A 15,192-nucleotide genomic window follows, 5' to 3' on the forward strand; every position below is an offset into this window, starting at 1 on the left:
ATTTTTATTGAATCAGACCTTTTGCTTTATTAAGGTAATATTGCGAATGAACGGACAGGGAATCCAGATGCTTTTTCAGGCTTCGGTACAATATTGAATATAACAGCGCCTTTTGGAGGTAACTTATCTAAATTTGTCATAAGCTCAATTTGGTAAGTATCTTGCTCTAGCACAAAGTATTCGCCGTCTAACTTACCATTTTTACGAAAATCTGCTGCCGAATCCGTATCAAAAGTTTCGTGGCCAATAGCGCTTACTTTTCGTTCGTTGAATAAAAACTGTAATGCTTCTAATCCCCAGCCAGGAAGATGATTATTGCCATCTGCATCTTTGTTACTGAAAGACTCTTTATCTGGCCAACGTTTACTCCAATCTGTACGCAACGCAACAAAGGTACCTGTTTCAATTTCCCCGTATTCGGCTTCAAATTTAAGAATATCCTGAACACTTAACGTGTAGTCGTTATTAACTTCGGCTTCCTTCGATTTATCAATAACGATTAGTGGTAGCACTAGTTCTTTTAGCTCCAATTCCTCTAAATAGCGTGTATCTCGCACAAAATGGATAGGTGGGTCGATATGTGTTCCGTATTGCCCTGGGAAAGTGAATTGCTGTGCAAAGAAGCCATCATCATGTGAAAATAATGTTTCAAATTTTGCATCATCAAACATAAAGAAATGTGGAGAATTTGGACCAAATGTATGTGTTAAATCTACCCATTCTTTCGATTTCAATAGTTGAATTGCTTGTAAAAGTTCGTTTGCCATAATATTTCCCTGCTTTCTGTTAATTATTTTGAATGTAACAATAAAAAAGAGTCCTCCTTGTAGAAGAGGACTCTTGTGCAAAGCAAATGCAGTAAGTCTTCTCATCTCTCAAGGCTGAATTTTGCCAAGTTGGAATTAGCACCATACACTATAGGCTGGTTGCTGAGACTTCATAGGGCCAATCCCTCCGTCTCTCTTGATAAGAAAATGCGATATAAGAATTTTCAGAAATAAATTTTACAAATACTTTAGCATATTTATTTATAGTTTACAAGTTCAATAGGGATACATGGTTAAAATACATAAAGAGCTAAAGGCAAAAAAAGAGGCCCTCATCAAAGGACCAACTCTTCACCAACCCAAAATTAGTGTTAGCTTACAACAGCTAATTTCAGTAAATGTTATTCGAAGTCCATCTGGTGTGTAGGTAGTTTCGAATTTTATAGTAATGCCTGTTGATGCAATTAACTTTTCAACTTCTGTTTTATTTGATTGTTGTGCTGCGTTCATAAGATCGTGCGCAAATTGCTCTGATTCATCAATTTTATCCGTAAGTAATTTTGCTTGCTGCATAAGAACCTTGATCTGTTTCGCGGAAGTCTTCAATTTCTTTGTATTGACGATTGGGAATGGACTTCTATTCGTTGTGTTTGTCGGCATTGCTAGATAGCTAGAAGGGTGTTGAATTGTTGGTTGATTGGCCATTACCCATGCCGGATAATAATTAGGATAGACAAAATACGGATAAGGATTGTAATACAACTAAATTCCTCCTATCCTATAGCTGATACTTTATCTTATGTACAATAAAGAATTTCGGTGTTAACGGCTGATGCTTTGAAAATCATGAGAAAAATGAGCTCAAGTGGAAAATGAAAAGGAGTATGATCCGATTAGACGGATTTCACTAGCCTTATGATTATTAAGCTCTTTTGGGACTTAGTTCTCGGCATTAGAATTTTTTATGGCCTATTTTGACGATACTTTCCTTAAAATAGGATAAAAACAAAAAGGAAGCCTTATGTCTGGTTAAGGCTTCCTTTCATTATTTTTATCCTAGAGAGAACTAGTGCTTATTTCTATCAAAGAGTAACCATAGTAACGTAGTAACTGCCGCAACGATCACCATACCGAATCCGTATATAGGAGTATGAGCTAATGATTGTTGGCGAACGATGATTCCTCCAATGTATGATCCTAGAAAAATACCAATGTTAAAGGCCGAAATATTTAATGCTGAAGCCATTGAAATAGCTGATGGTATATATTTTTCTGAAATCTGAACGGCATAAAGCTGTAATCCCGGTACATTCATAAACATAAATAGCCCCATAATTAAGACCATTATTAATCCACCAATTGATGATTCTAAAAAGAAGTTGATGCCGAGTAGCGCTAATGCTAAGCCAATAAGGATAATAAAAATAGAACGTAAAGGGTTATTATTCGCAAAATGACCACCTAATGTATTACCGATGGCAACACAAATACCGTATACAACTAAAATCACGACTATTGCTTTAGGTGAGTAGCCCATATACTGCTCTAAAATAGGAGAAATATACGTATACACTACGAATGCGCCACCATATCCAATTGCAGTAATAAAGAGAATTAATAGCATTCTTATATTTCCTAATACTTTCCCGATATCTCGAATAGATATTGGATCCCCTTTAGTTAATTGACTAGGTACAAGTAGGGCATTACTAATTAAGCCAATAATACCTATGATAACTATGAAAATGAACGACATTCGCCAATCAGTTATTTGTCCAATAAAAGTTCCTAGTGGGACACCAGTCACAGTTGCTAATGTTAGTCCTGTAAACATAAAAGCTATTGCACTTGCTCGTTTATTAGGTGCCACAACATCTGCAGCTATAACAGAGGCAATGGACATAAACACGCCATGTGCCAATGCTGAAATAACACGCCCAGTTAGTAGTAATGAGAATGAGGGTGCTAAGGCTGCAAGTAAGTTACCAATAATAAACAGCACCATAACGAGCAGTAACACATTTTTGCGACTAAGGCGCGATGTTAATGCTGTTAAAAGAGGTGCACCAATAGTTACACCTAGTGCATATATGGATACGGTTAAACCCGCAGTACTTAAAGTTATATCAAAATCTTTTGTAATTAATGGAAGCAGTCCGACACTTATAAATTCTGTAGAGCCGATACCAAATGCACTAATCGCAAGCGCGAGTAATGTTAGTTTGGCATTCGGCACTTTTGTATCTTTCATTCTAATAATATCTCCTTTGATTTTTTTTATAGTATATAGTAATATTCATATACACCTAAAAGTTATATAGGGTACTTTTAGTTACTTTTGAATATTACAGGGGGTTTACAATGCGAAAAGCTTATAATATTGGTGTTGAAGCCACTCTTGAAGTCATTGGGGGCAAATGGAAACCTATTATTCTTTGTCATCTTAACCACCATGGTAAGATTCGTACGAATGAATTTCGCCGACTTATCCCAGGTATTTCGCAAAAAATGCTAACGAGCCAATTACGTGAATTAGAGCAGTCTGGGTTAATTAATCGCAAGGTTTTCAATCAAGTACCGCCAAAAGTTGAATATTCGCTAACACCTTATGGTCAAGAGATGGACCCTGTGCTGAACATGCTTTGCACTTGGGGTGAAAAACATATCGAAATGCTTCAAGATAAAGGTGAAGATGTACTGTTAATGCAACGTGATGAAGATATCGCAATAAAGCATACATCTTAAATAGATTGGAAAGAGACTGTCTAAAAAGTTTTCTATACTAAGAAAATAAGACAGTCTCTTTCACGTTTACATAGCTATCGTTTACATTACAAAATCAAACTCATCTGGGTTTGGTCCAACACGTTGATCTAGATTCATGGCGTTAATGATTGCCATTTCTTCATCAGTTAGTGTGAAATCAAAAATATCAGCGTTTTGAATCATACGTTCTCTGCGCACAGATTTTGGAATTGTGACGATACCATTTTGAATATCCCAGCGCAAGATTACTTGAGGATTTGATTTCCCGTATTTTTCAGCTATTTTAGAAATAGTTTCATTTTCAAGAAGTCCACCTTGCATTAATGGTGCCCAAGCTTCCATTTGAATATTGTGCTCTTCGCAGAATGAACGTACATCATTTTGTTGTAATCGTGGATGAAGTTCCACTTGGTTAATAACTGGTTTGATACGAGCGATTTTAAGAAGATCCTGTAAGTGTGATACTTGGAAGTTACATACCCCAATAGCTTTAATTTTCCCTTGCTCGTATAAATCTTCAAGTGCTCTCCAAGATTCTGCAAATTTATTTTTACCTGGCCAATGAATAAGATAAAGATCTAAATAATCTAGCCCTAATTTTTTTAAGCTGTCTTCGTATGCTGCAATTGTCTCTTCGTAGCTCAAGCCATCGTTCCATACTTTAGATGTAATAAATAAATCCTCACGTTTTAAACCAGTAGTTGCTAGTGCTTGACGAATACCTTCACCAACACCTGCTTCATTACCATAAATAGCAGCAGTATCGATACTACGGTAACCAACCTCAATCGCATTTTTTACCATTTCTGCTGTAACATCATTCGGTACTAGGAATACGCCTTGACCCATACCAGGCATTTGTAAGCCGTTATTTAATGTAATTTTATCTTGTAAATTATTAATCATTTTTTTGTCCTCCAATTTTCGTTTGTGCTTCGTTGCTTTCTCATTATGCTTCCATACCATTGCAAAAAAAAGTACGCACTTTTTAGTTTCATAGAAACGTGGAGGTTACTTTTGTGAGATACCAATGGTTCACAGGAAGAAATTTTTTTAGTTTACGTGGTTCTGTCCTCTGTATACGTTACAATAAGTGATATAAAATTGAATCTTTGGAAAGGCTTGGTGAACGTATGGTAATAACAAAAAACTTGGCAGATCACTTAGAAGAGACAGAAATTAAGATGTTCGAATCAAGGCTTAATGCAATTAAGGAAATTTAGGACAATGCAATGGGAGTGGAGGTTGGTCAATTTGGCGGTGCCTATGCTTTCGCAATTAAAAACATTCCCGGTCCCTCTTACAATGTGGTAAAGGGCGATAGTTTTAGTTCGGAGAATACCATAGATAAAATCCTTAGCTTTTATAGAGCAAGAGAAATACCAGCTCGTTTTGATATAGCTCCACAATACGCAAATGCTACTGCACTACAACAATTACATAACGCCGGTCTTTATCAGAGTGATTTTCATGCAACATTATATTGTGAGATTAAACGAAGAGATGGTAGGGAAAACAAAGGATTCCTTTATTAAAATAAGACAAATCGATGAAGCCGAATTTGATTGTTACGGAAATATCTATGTTGAGGGTTTTGGAATGCCAGCATTTTTATCTGAAAGTGTCACAGCGAATAATAAAGTTTTGTATCACGAGCCTGGTTGGTCGTTTTATATTGCTACTCTACAAGGTGAGGACGTTGGTATTGGCTCTTTATATATAAATGAGGGAACAGCCATTTTAGCCGCATCTGCCGTGAAACCAAAAGCCCGGAATCAAGGGATTCACCAAGCGTTAATACAGTTTCGTATCAACGAAGCTCTTCAACAAAATTGTAGTTTAATGATAGGTCACGCAAAATTTGCATCCATAAGCCAGAATAATATGGAGCGCTGTGGATTAAGAATGGCTTATACAAAAAGTATATGGACAGAAGCAAAGTGAACGGCTTACAGAAGGTGGAAGGGGATTCAATGTTAGAAATAGAATAAGTAATTGATGCTTTTATAAAGGAGAGAGTGGGATGAATCGTTTAAATTTAATCACATTGGGTGTAAAAGATATGGTCGAGTCTCTTAGTTTTTATCGAGAGGGTCTGGGATTTGAAGTGATTGTTTATGGTGAGGAAACAAACCCGGATGTTATTTTCTTTAATAATGGAGGGACAAAAATCTCACTGTTTCCAATTGACCGTTTAGTAAAAGATATTAGCGAAGCAAATCCACCGGCTATGGGCAATGGCTTTAACGGAATTACACTTGCTTATAATGGAAAATCTAAAGAAGAGGTAGATCAAGTATTTGATTTAGCTAAAAAGGCAGGAGCGAACATCGTCAAGGAGCCCGAAACTGTATTCTGGGGTGGCTATAGTGGCTATTTCCAAGATCCAAACGGCTACTATTGGGAAGTTGCCTATGGAGACATGTGGCAGTTTGATGATAATGATATGTTGATTATTACTAATAATTAAAGATATAGACGTATTTGGGGAATCCAAATACGTTTTTTTATTTGTATCTTTTGAAAACCCCTTGCTATGCGAGGGGTTCCAAAGAGCTTCTAGCTATGGACAAGAAAAAAACCCCGGTCGTACAATGAAATCAGGTCTGGTCAACCGACTTCGTACGAAAGGGGCTCCAAATGGATAATAAAAGTTTAGCACACACGACATGGAATTGTAAGTATCACATCGTCTTTGCGCCAAAATATAGAAGGCAGATTATTTATGGACAAATCAAAGCAGATGTAGGTAGAATTCTTCGCCAGTTATGTGAAAGAAAAGGAGTGGAAATCATTGAAGCTACAGCCTATCCTGATCATATTCATATGTTGGTGAGTATTCCACCAAAAATAAGTGTTTCATCGTTTGTGGGCTATTTAAAAGGGAAGAGTAGTTTAATGATATTCGATCGGCATGCGAACCTGAAATACAAATATGGGAATAGGAAGTTTTGGTGTCGCGGGTATTATGTAGATACAGTAGGACGAAACAGAAAAATTATACAAGAATATATAAAGAATCAATTGCAAGAGGATATACTTGAGGATCAAATGACCATGAAAGAATTCATTGATCCATTTACAGGAGAAGAAATACAAGTAAAAAAGCGAAAATAATAAAACCACTTTAGTGGTAGCGTGAAAACGGAGTGCGGTTGGCGGACCTTTCAGTGTGTCTTTAGACATGGGCCAGTACCCCAGCGTTTCACGCGTAGAGCAAACCACCAGTTAGACTGGTGGTTCTGATTGTTAGTTTATTTTATCGCTGAAATAGAGGAACTCAGTCTAAGAAAGCCTCGTACTGTGGCAACGATTGAGTGACCAACTTCGTATTGGCCTAAAGCCTCCGGCGGATGTCATGGTATCGGAAAGGAGTTCTTTATGCAGGTACAAAGCCGATTCCGGACGCAATTATGCTGAGGCATAATTGATTGTTATCGCCCAACTTTTTAAGTTTATCGACATAAATAGCCCTATATGTGATGTTATTTAATGAATCTCTCACTTTACAGACAATGATTGAGTACAAATCTATGAAGTCGTATAATACAGAATAACATTTATTTCTAAAATATAGATTAGATTGGGAGGATTACCATTGTATCGCATATTATACATAGAAGACGAAAAAGAGATTGGTCAATGGGTTTCAAGGGATTTAACTGAAAGAGGATATGAGGTTACATGGCTTGAATCTGGTGAAGAGGTCGATCAGCACATAGCCTCTAAGGATATCGCCATTTTGGATGTAATGCTTCCAGGCTTAGATGGCTTTTCAATTGGCAAAAGAATTAAGCGTGAAAATAAAGAAATCCCAATTTTGATGCTGTCAGCACGAACTGCTGTAGAGGATAAAATAGAGGGTCTTAACTTCGCAGATGACTATTTGACAAAGCCATTTCATCCAGATGAACTTATAGCTCGTGTTGAGGTTTTACTAAGAAGATATCAAAAGAGTGATGATGTGCTAGATCTTCAGCATCTAAAAATTTATACGAAAGATATGCGGATTATCAATAAGCAGACAGAGGAAGAAATTCAATTAACGGGTAAACAGTTCTATCTATTACAGTATTTTATTCGCCATTTAAATCAAATTTTAACGAAGGAACAGCTTTATGAAGGGGTTTGGGGTGAAAGTTACATAGAAGGCGATAAAACATTGATGGTGCATATTCGATACTTAAGAGAAAAAATAGAAATAAATCCAGCTAAGCCGACGATTATCGAAACCATTCGTGGCATTGGATATAGGGTGAAGCTATGAAATTTTTTCGATCATTATTAGCAAAGTATCTGCTGATTATTTTTTTAGCCATCTCTATTGTTCAATTATCATACTTTGCTATTGCCGCTTTTATGTTTGGAATAGGAAAAACTGATTTTTCAAGTGAAGTTCTCGTGGAAAGTGAAGTGGAGGAAAAATGGCTTGAAGAAGCTAAGAGTATAAAAAATTTCACAGAGGAAACGATTGCTCAACACTTTAAAGATTGGCAGGGTCAATACCCTAAATCATCTATGTTCTGGGTAAGTGAGGACGGTACATTACTTACAACATTGAATGTGACGGAGCAACTACCATTAAAATGGACGCCAGCATTTACGACAAAATTTATAAAAGATCATTATGGGGAAGATCCGTTTACAGTTATAGCTTTTTTAGGTCAGGATGAATCAAATGGGTTTATCGTTTTTGAGATTCCTAGAGAAGTGTTTAATCCACCTCTTAAAAATGTTTATGAACAATATGGGAACCTTTTAATTGTTGGCGTTATTGCGATTATTTTATTTTTCATTGCTATATCTATCTTATTTTTCAGAGGGATTCGAAAACGACTATTGCATCTTCAGGAAGCAATGGAAATTCGCGATGTAGACGGTTTACCTATTGCAACAAAGGTCAAGAAGAAGGATGAAATTGGTCAGCTTGAACAAAGCTTTAATCGCATGGTATGTGAGCTTAGGGAAAGTAAGAATCGTGAGCAGAAGGAAGAACAGCTAAGACGTGAATTGATTGCTAATTTATCACATGATTTACGAACGCCATTAACGAAAATACGAGCGCAATCATATTCAATTAGTAAAGAGATATTATCAGAGGATGGAAAACAAGCGATTAAGGCAATGGAAACATCAATTGTTAATATTGACGCTTTAATAGAAAATTTAATGTCCTATACATTGTTGACCGCTAGTAAATATAAATTCGAGCCGAAGGACACCAATGTTATACGTTTTGTACGTGAGCAATTGACGACATGGTATCCGGTGTTTGAAAAGGAAGGTTTTGAAATCGATATTGAGCTACATTCATTTGAGAAAAATGAGTGGCAAGTTGATTCGATATGGCTTGGACGTATATTCGATAATTTATTTCAAAATATTTTACGTCATGCGAATAGCGGGAAATACATTGGTGTGGAAACTGAATCTACGGAGCACTATGATGCATTTATCATAAAGGATCGCGGAAATGGAATGAAAAATGAATCCGATGCCAAAGGTGCTGGTATTGGCTTATCGATTGTTGATATTATGGTGAAGGGCATGGATTTAGACTGGGATATTGAGTCCAGCGAATCCGGCACAAAGATTAAAATTAAACACTACAAATAAAATAATTTATGAAACATGCTAAGGCATGCTTCATTTCAGTAATTGTCCAAACAGTATGCCAGCAAAGCTTATGGCATGCTGTTTTTTTATTCATAATACATACAGACTTCTTGGGAAAGTAGAATGGAGCAGTACTTTATAGTAAGGCGATTGGAATTGAATTGCTATCTTCTTTTTAATGTTCATCACAAAAGTAGGGATGCCATTTGTTAAAACGTACGCCGTGTAAATAAGTTGATTGGAGTGGAGGCTGGGCGACTCCTCAGGGATTGCAATAGAGGAACGAAGGCTAAAACCATCACGTCCTGTGATCACGCCTTCGTGACCAACATCCTGCTGCTGACGCTTCGTTAGCACTACGCTTTCGCGCAAAAGACATCTGTTGGCCCGAGACCCTGGAGCGAGGCGGATGTTTTCTGTGCGAAAGCAAAGCGACAGCTACAAAGCACCCGACCGGAACGGAAATCAACCCACGTTATGATAAAGTATCTTTTTTAAACAAAATTTAAACTTGGGCCTTACCTGTTTTTAACCTTCATTACTTATGATAATTACAGAGGTGAGGACAATGGAATATATCGTACAAACAGAAAATTTATCGAAGAGCTTTGGTAAAGAGCAAGCTGTATCAAATATAAATTTAAAAATACGTAAAGGTGAAATATATGGATTTTTAGGACCTAATGGAGCGGGAAAAACTACGACGATTCGTATGCTTCTTGGATTAATGAAGCCATCTTCTGGGAAAATAAAAATCTTCCAAAAAGATTTAACGAAGGAACGAATTAATATTTTAGCAAAGGTGGGCTCATTAGTAGAGAACCCTTCCTATTATCCACATTTAACAGCCTATGAAAATTTAGAAGCGTTAAGAAGAATATTAGGCGTACCTAAGTCACGCATTGATGAAGTATTAGAAATTGTTCGTTTGAAGGATGCTGCAAATAAAAAAGTAAAAGGCTTTTCTCTTGGGATGAAGCAACGTTTAGGTATTGCTGCATCTTTGCTACATAATCCTGAATTACTTATTTTAGATGAACCAACGAATGGGCTTGATCCATCTGGTATCATTGAAATTCGTAATTTGATTAAACGACTTCCTGAAGAATATGGAATGACAATTATTATTTCTAGCCATTTATTATCTGAAATAGATCAAATGGCAACGCAAGTGGGCATTGTTACGAAGGGAAAAATGATTTTCCAAGATTCTATTGAAGCGATGCGTAGATTTGCTCAGCCAAAGGTAGTAATTAAAGTGAGCGATAGTGAAAAGGGTTGGCGCTCATTAGTAGCAAATGGCATTAAGGCAGAACATAAGGATGACCTCATTTTATTTGATGAATGTTCAGATGAAAAAGTAGCGCATATTGTACAAATCCTTGTACAAGAAGGCATTTCAGTTTATCGAGTAGAGGAAGAAAAACGATCTTTAGAGGAGATTTTCCTTCAAATGACAATGGGAGAGCAAGCGCTATGATAGGAAAACTGTTAACTTCTGACTTTTTGAAAATTAAACGCAAAGGATTATGGTTTTTAACAGCTTTAGGACCAATAGGTGTTGTTGCCCTACAAATGGTGAACTATGGTATAAGAAGGGACTATTTGTTAGAGCAAAGCGAGGACGATTGGGGCTACTATTTATTAAACGTTCATTCATTTACACCACTTGCTATAGTTTTAGGGATTGCTATTTTAACTTCATTTATTGCGAGCATTGAAAATGAAACGAACGCTTGGAAGCAATTAATTGCACTACCGGTATCTAAATTAACAGTGTATTTATCAAAATTCACTGTTCTAGCGATATTATTGTTTATGTCTTCTACGATTTTAATGTTATCGTCAATGGCTTATGGTGTGTTTTTAGATTTAGGCAATAGCATACCATATGCGGAAATTGCTAAATTTGCGTATTATCCATTTTTTGCTTCGTTGCCAATTTTGGCACTTCAGCTTTGGATTGCAAGCGTTTGTCATAATCAGGGGATACCAATTACAGTAGGTATTTTCGGTGTTATATTTGCTTATTCATCATTTGTCTTGCCTGACTGGATGATTTGGAAATGGCCATCTTTAATGAATCAATGGGATGAGCCCGTTATTAATGTCGTGCTTGGAGTAGGCATTGGTATTTTACTGTATATTATCGGAATGATAGATTTTGCTAGAAGGGATGTAAAGTAATGGGGTCTATACTGAGCGCTGAATGGTTTAAATTGCGAAAATCTAAAATGGTGCCATTAATTTTTGCGGGGCCAATAATCGGACTTTTTATTGGATTATCATCAAATTTTAGTAACATGTCAGGTTCTGGAATTAACGAATGGTATAGCTCATTAATTTCTATGAATTTATTGTACGCATTATTATTCCTACCTTTAATTTCAGGAGTATTTGCGAGTGTTATTTGTAGATATGAACATCAATCTGGTGGCTGGAAACAACTTTTAGCACTACCTGTGACAAGAGGGAAAGTGTTTGTTGCAAAGTATGTATTAATTATGCTTCTTGTGATGGCGATGCAGATACTATATTTATGTTCTATATATGTAGTAGGTATTATGAAAGGCTACTCAGATCCTTTCCCAATGGAAATTGTATGGAAAAGTATTCTTGGCGGATGGTTAGCGACAATGCCATTAGTAGCGTTGCAGCTATGGACGTCCATCATGTTTAAAAGTTTTGCTGCTCCATTTGCAGTAAACGTCACTTTTACTTTACCATCTATATTAGCAGTCAATTCTGCACGTTTTGGACCTTACTATCCATGGGGACAGCCCTTCTTGATGATGAATGTAGGAGGCAATACAGGTGATGTTTTCTTTGTGCCTTGGGATCAATTGTTAACAGTTGTAGGAGGAGGATTCGTACTGTTTTTCCTTGGTGGATATTTATACTTCCAACGAAAAGCTGTATAAAGTTTAGCCTCCAGACGCAATTGTGCTGAGGTATAATGGATTTAGTGGGGATTTATTCCATCCTCGCTAGTCTGGTGATTACGGGCATTTAATAGATTAAGGGAGGTTTTTTCAAATGGTACTTGTTAAAAGGAGTTTTTTGTTAATTTCAACAATATTTCTTGTGTTCGTTTTAGCGGGATGGGGAAAGGTAGAGGCTGTTAAGGATGCTTCAAAATATACATCCGCGGTTGAAAATATCGATATTCCAAATGACGTGAAAGTAATTGGTTTTGGAGAAGCGACACATGGTAACGTTGAATTCCAAACTTTAAAGAAGGATGTATTTCAAGCTTTAATAAAAAATGAAAATGTTCGTGTTTTTGTATTAGAAAGTGATTTTGGTGGCGCTCAGCAAATTAATCAGTTTATTTTAAATGGTACTGGCACAGCTGAGGAAGCGGTAAAAGCTTTGGATTATGGTATTTATAAAACAGAGCAAATGATTGAGTTTGTTCAGTGGATGCATGATTACAACATGACTGCCAACGAGAAAGATAAAATTTATTTTTACGGTAACGATATGCAACGCTATGACTATAGTAAAAAAGGGTTACTAGACTATTACGAAGTGGTAAATAGTGAAGGTGCTAAGCAATATAAGGCACAGCTAAAAGATGCGACGAATAAAACAATGAGAGATTTATCTAGTAGTCAGCTAGAGGAACTTGACAAAAATATGGATGCAATCATAAAGGATTTGCAAACAAATAAAGATTCTTATGAGAAGAAATCGTCGAAAGAAGCTTATTTACTTGCTGCTCAATATGCGCAAATTATGAAGCAGCGAACGCAATTATTTTTAAGTGATAGTAATTATGCGAATCTTCGTGATGAATATTTAGCGAACAACTTACAATGGATCGTTGATTTTGAAGGTGCTCGAGGTCATGACAAAGTACTGATGTCTGCTCATAATGGACATATAGAGAAAACTTCGGCGAATCTGGCAGGGTACAAATCTATGGGCCAATACTTAGACGAAGTGTATAAAGATGCGTACTTTGCTATTGGGACTGACTTTGTTAACAATACGTTTCAGGCACAAAATGACTCTGGCGTAAGAAAAGAGTATACAATTAAGCACCGAAATGCATTAATAGATGCTTTTAGCGAAGTGAAGGAAAATATATTCTATGTAGACTTTAAAAAGGCTAATGAATCTCCGGATTTAGCTAACATCTTAACAAAAAAACAAAGAATGGGTAATATCGGAGATGACTTTAGCGTTTGGTATAAGTTTATGAAGATGCTATATACAATTAATATGACACCTGCTGAGGCATATGATGGCATTATAATTGTGCAAAAGGCAACACCAACAAAGGTTATTGATTAACATGCGGAAAAAGTGAGGCTGGGACATAACTAGCTTCATTAGTGAGAAATCCGAATTTGAATTCATTCAAATTCGGATTTCTCTATTTTTTATGTTGTCTTCATATAGCTATTAGCTAATGGCTGTGAATTTTCTTAAATTCACGGCCATTAATGCGAGGCCCATCTCGTTTTCAACCTTCGATTTTCCTCTCACAGAAAATCGAGTGAAACGCAAATTAGCCTTCAAGAATCCAAAAACTGGTTCCACGTCAATTTTGCGTTGACGATAAATGGTACTCATTTTTTCTTCTGAAAGCTTTACTCTTACATATTCTTTTTGTTGCTCCCACTTCTCATTCACGATTAACTTACGATTATTTCCCTCTTTTGCTTTCGTACATAACGAACGTAGGGGGCATCCGGAACAGTCCTCACATTCGTATATCTTAAATTCACGCGTGAAATCATACTTATCCGTTTTAGTGGAACGATATTTAAATACAAGCTGTTGTTGGTTTGGGCAAGTGTATCGATCATGTTCTTTATCATAATCCCAGTTCTCTGTATTGAATTCGTTTTGCTTATGCTTTTTCTTCTGTTCTTTTACATACATGTTATACGTGATTAAGGCTTCTCGCTTACGGTTCGAAAGGATATCATCATAATTTTGTTCACTGCCATATCCAGCATCTGCGACGATGTGTTTTGGTAACTTAAAATAATGTTGTTCGATTTCATCTAAAAATGGGATTAATGTACGTGTATCCGTTGGATTCGGAAAAATGCTGTAGGCAAGCGCATACTGACCTTCTGTTGCCATTTGTATGTTATAACCTGCCTTCAATTGACCATTTTTCATATAGTCATCTTTCATACGCATAAATGTCGCATCCGGATCTGTTTTCGAATAACTATTTCGTTCGTCAAAGATTTCGAAGTCTCTTTGATATTTTAGTTTGCGTTCAATATAGTCAATCAATTGTTTGCGAGCTTGCTTTGGGAATTTCCGTTCCGTTCTTAAAGCCTTTCGCTCTGCTACATCCGATGACTCTTCAATTTTTCGATCATATTCAGAAATCACTTCATCTACTTTTTCAACCATTTGAGCGAGGTCTTCCAATGCTAATTCCTTTTCATTTTCCCGTTCAATTTCTGGCATGATTTCTTTTTCAAGCAGCTCATCGTATAGCTGGTTTGACTTTTCAATTAGTCCGTTATGAAATTTCTCAACCGACTTTTTCCACACGAATGTAAATTTGTTCGCATTCGCTTCAATCTTTGTTCCATCAATAAAAATAGCTTCCTGGTCAATTAATTCTCCCTGTACCAGCTGGCAGCGGAATTGAACGAAGCATTGACGAATCAACTCTTTTACCTCTGGTTGGACACGGAATCGGTTGATTGTGCGGTAGGTTGGTTCATGCCCTTGAGCTAACCACATCATCCGAAGACTATCTTTTAAAAGCGCTTCAATTTTGCGCCCTGAGAAGACAGATTGCGTGTAGGCACATAAGATAATTTTAAGCATCATGCGTGGATGGTAGGCAGGACAGCCCTCATTTCGAAGGAATGGTTCAAACGCTTCGGGCGGGATACTTTCGACTAAATGGTGGACATGGAAGGCAATATCATTCTTTTGTAACTTCACTTCTAAATCTAAAGGCAAAACTAATTGATTCATGTTATAATCTTTAAACATAAGGATCCTTCTTTCTGTATAATTTTGTTGTGGTGACTTAATTTTATCAGAAGTGGTCCTTATT

Annotated in this window: 15 protein-coding genes and 1 riboswitch; of the genes, 10 read left to right on the top strand and 5 right to left on the bottom strand. The window is 36.6% G+C overall.

Translation table 11 applies throughout. The features are described 5' to 3' along the window. Positions 1-29 precede the first annotated feature (29 nt). The 3 genes from JNUCC51_RS13125 to JNUCC51_RS13135 form a co-directional block, all read right to left on the bottom strand. Positions 30-767, bottom strand: a complete 738-nt coding sequence (locus JNUCC51_RS13125; protein ID WP_337988430.1) for a cyclase family protein — start codon at positions 765-767, stop codon at positions 30-32. 98 nt (positions 768-865) lie between these two features. After that, positions 866-973: riboswitch (SAM riboswitch) on the bottom strand. 145 nt (positions 974-1,118) lie between these two features. Continuing rightward, positions 1,119-1,529, bottom strand: coding sequence for a YuzC family spore coat inner layer protein (locus JNUCC51_RS13130; protein ID WP_337988431.1), 411 nt, complete (start codon positions 1,527-1,529; stop codon positions 1,119-1,121). 304 nt (positions 1,530-1,833) lie between these two features. Further along, positions 1,834-3,018, bottom strand: coding sequence for an MFS transporter (locus JNUCC51_RS13135; protein ID WP_337988432.1), 1,185 nt, complete (start codon positions 3,016-3,018; stop codon positions 1,834-1,836). Between the two features lie 110 nt (positions 3,019-3,128). Between JNUCC51_RS13135 and JNUCC51_RS13140 the strand changes: the two genes are divergently transcribed. After that, positions 3,129-3,512 (top strand): winged helix-turn-helix transcriptional regulator, encoded by a 384-nt coding sequence (locus JNUCC51_RS13140; RefSeq protein ID WP_337988433.1) that lies wholly within the window; start codon positions 3,129-3,131, stop codon positions 3,510-3,512. 81 nt (positions 3,513-3,593) lie between these two features. Here JNUCC51_RS13140 and JNUCC51_RS13145 read toward each other — a convergent pair whose 3' ends face one another. After that, positions 3,594-4,439 carry an aldo/keto reductase gene (locus tag JNUCC51_RS13145; protein WP_337988434.1) on the bottom strand — a complete coding sequence of 282 codons (846 nt, stop codon included), beginning with the start codon at positions 4,437-4,439 and terminating at the stop codon, positions 3,594-3,596. Between the two features lie 564 nt (positions 4,440-5,003). Between JNUCC51_RS13145 and JNUCC51_RS13150 the strand changes: the two genes are divergently transcribed. The 9 genes from JNUCC51_RS13150 to JNUCC51_RS13190 all read left to right on the top strand — a co-directional run bounded on the left by JNUCC51_RS13150 (position 5,004) and on the right by JNUCC51_RS13190 (position 13,448). Further along, entirely contained in the window at positions 5,004-5,477 is a 474-nt protein-coding gene (locus JNUCC51_RS13150) for a GNAT family N-acetyltransferase (RefSeq protein ID WP_337988435.1), read from the top strand. Positions 5,478-5,556: 79 nt separating this feature from the next. After that, entirely contained in the window at positions 5,557-6,003 is a 447-nt protein-coding gene (locus JNUCC51_RS13155) for a VOC family protein (protein WP_337988436.1), read from the top strand. A 170-nt stretch (positions 6,004-6,173) separates the two neighbouring features. Continuing rightward, complete coding sequence (tnpA, locus tag JNUCC51_RS13160) at positions 6,174-6,650, top strand: IS200/IS605 family transposase (RefSeq protein WP_337988437.1); 477 nt, start codon at positions 6,174-6,176, stop codon at positions 6,648-6,650. Between the two features lie 481 nt (positions 6,651-7,131). Continuing rightward, positions 7,132-7,800: a response regulator transcription factor gene (locus JNUCC51_RS13165; RefSeq protein ID WP_337988438.1), complete on the top strand. Its 669-nt coding sequence runs from the start codon at positions 7,132-7,134 to the stop codon at positions 7,798-7,800. Continuing rightward, on the top strand, positions 7,797-9,149 hold the full coding sequence (locus tag JNUCC51_RS13170; RefSeq protein WP_337988439.1) for a HAMP domain-containing sensor histidine kinase: 1,353 nt from the start codon (positions 7,797-7,799) through the stop codon (positions 9,147-9,149). Before JNUCC51_RS13165 ends, JNUCC51_RS13170 begins: the two co-directional genes overlap by 4 nt. Before the next feature lie 568 nt (positions 9,150-9,717). Beyond that, positions 9,718-10,629, top strand: a complete 912-nt coding sequence (locus JNUCC51_RS13175) for an ABC transporter ATP-binding protein (protein ID WP_337988440.1) — start codon at positions 9,718-9,720, stop codon at positions 10,627-10,629. Continuing rightward, a complete protein-coding gene (locus tag JNUCC51_RS13180; RefSeq protein WP_337988441.1) occupies positions 10,626-11,336 on the top strand; it encodes an ABC transporter permease in 711 nt (236 codons plus the stop codon). The genes JNUCC51_RS13175 and JNUCC51_RS13180 overlap by 4 nt, the downstream gene beginning before the upstream one ends. Then, positions 11,336-12,070: an ABC transporter permease gene (locus tag JNUCC51_RS13185; RefSeq protein ID WP_337988442.1), complete on the top strand. Its 735-nt coding sequence runs from the start codon at positions 11,336-11,338 to the stop codon at positions 12,068-12,070. Before JNUCC51_RS13180 ends, JNUCC51_RS13185 begins: the two co-directional genes overlap by 1 nt. Positions 12,071-12,185: 115 nt before the next feature. Continuing rightward, on the top strand, positions 12,186-13,448 hold the full coding sequence (locus JNUCC51_RS13190; RefSeq protein WP_337988443.1) for an erythromycin esterase family protein: 1,263 nt from the start codon (positions 12,186-12,188) through the stop codon (positions 13,446-13,448). A gap of 111 nt (positions 13,449-13,559) precedes the next feature. Here the strand turns inward: JNUCC51_RS13190 and JNUCC51_RS13195 are convergent, their stop codons facing one another. Continuing rightward, a complete protein-coding gene (locus tag JNUCC51_RS13195; protein ID WP_337988444.1) occupies positions 13,560-15,128 on the bottom strand; it encodes an IS1182 family transposase in 1,569 nt (522 codons plus the stop codon). Positions 15,129-15,192: the final 64 nt, after the last annotated feature.

Source organism: Lysinibacillus sp. JNUCC 51 (assembly GCF_015999525.1).
GTDB lineage: Bacteria > Bacillota > Bacilli > Bacillales_A > Planococcaceae > Lysinibacillus > Lysinibacillus xylanilyticus.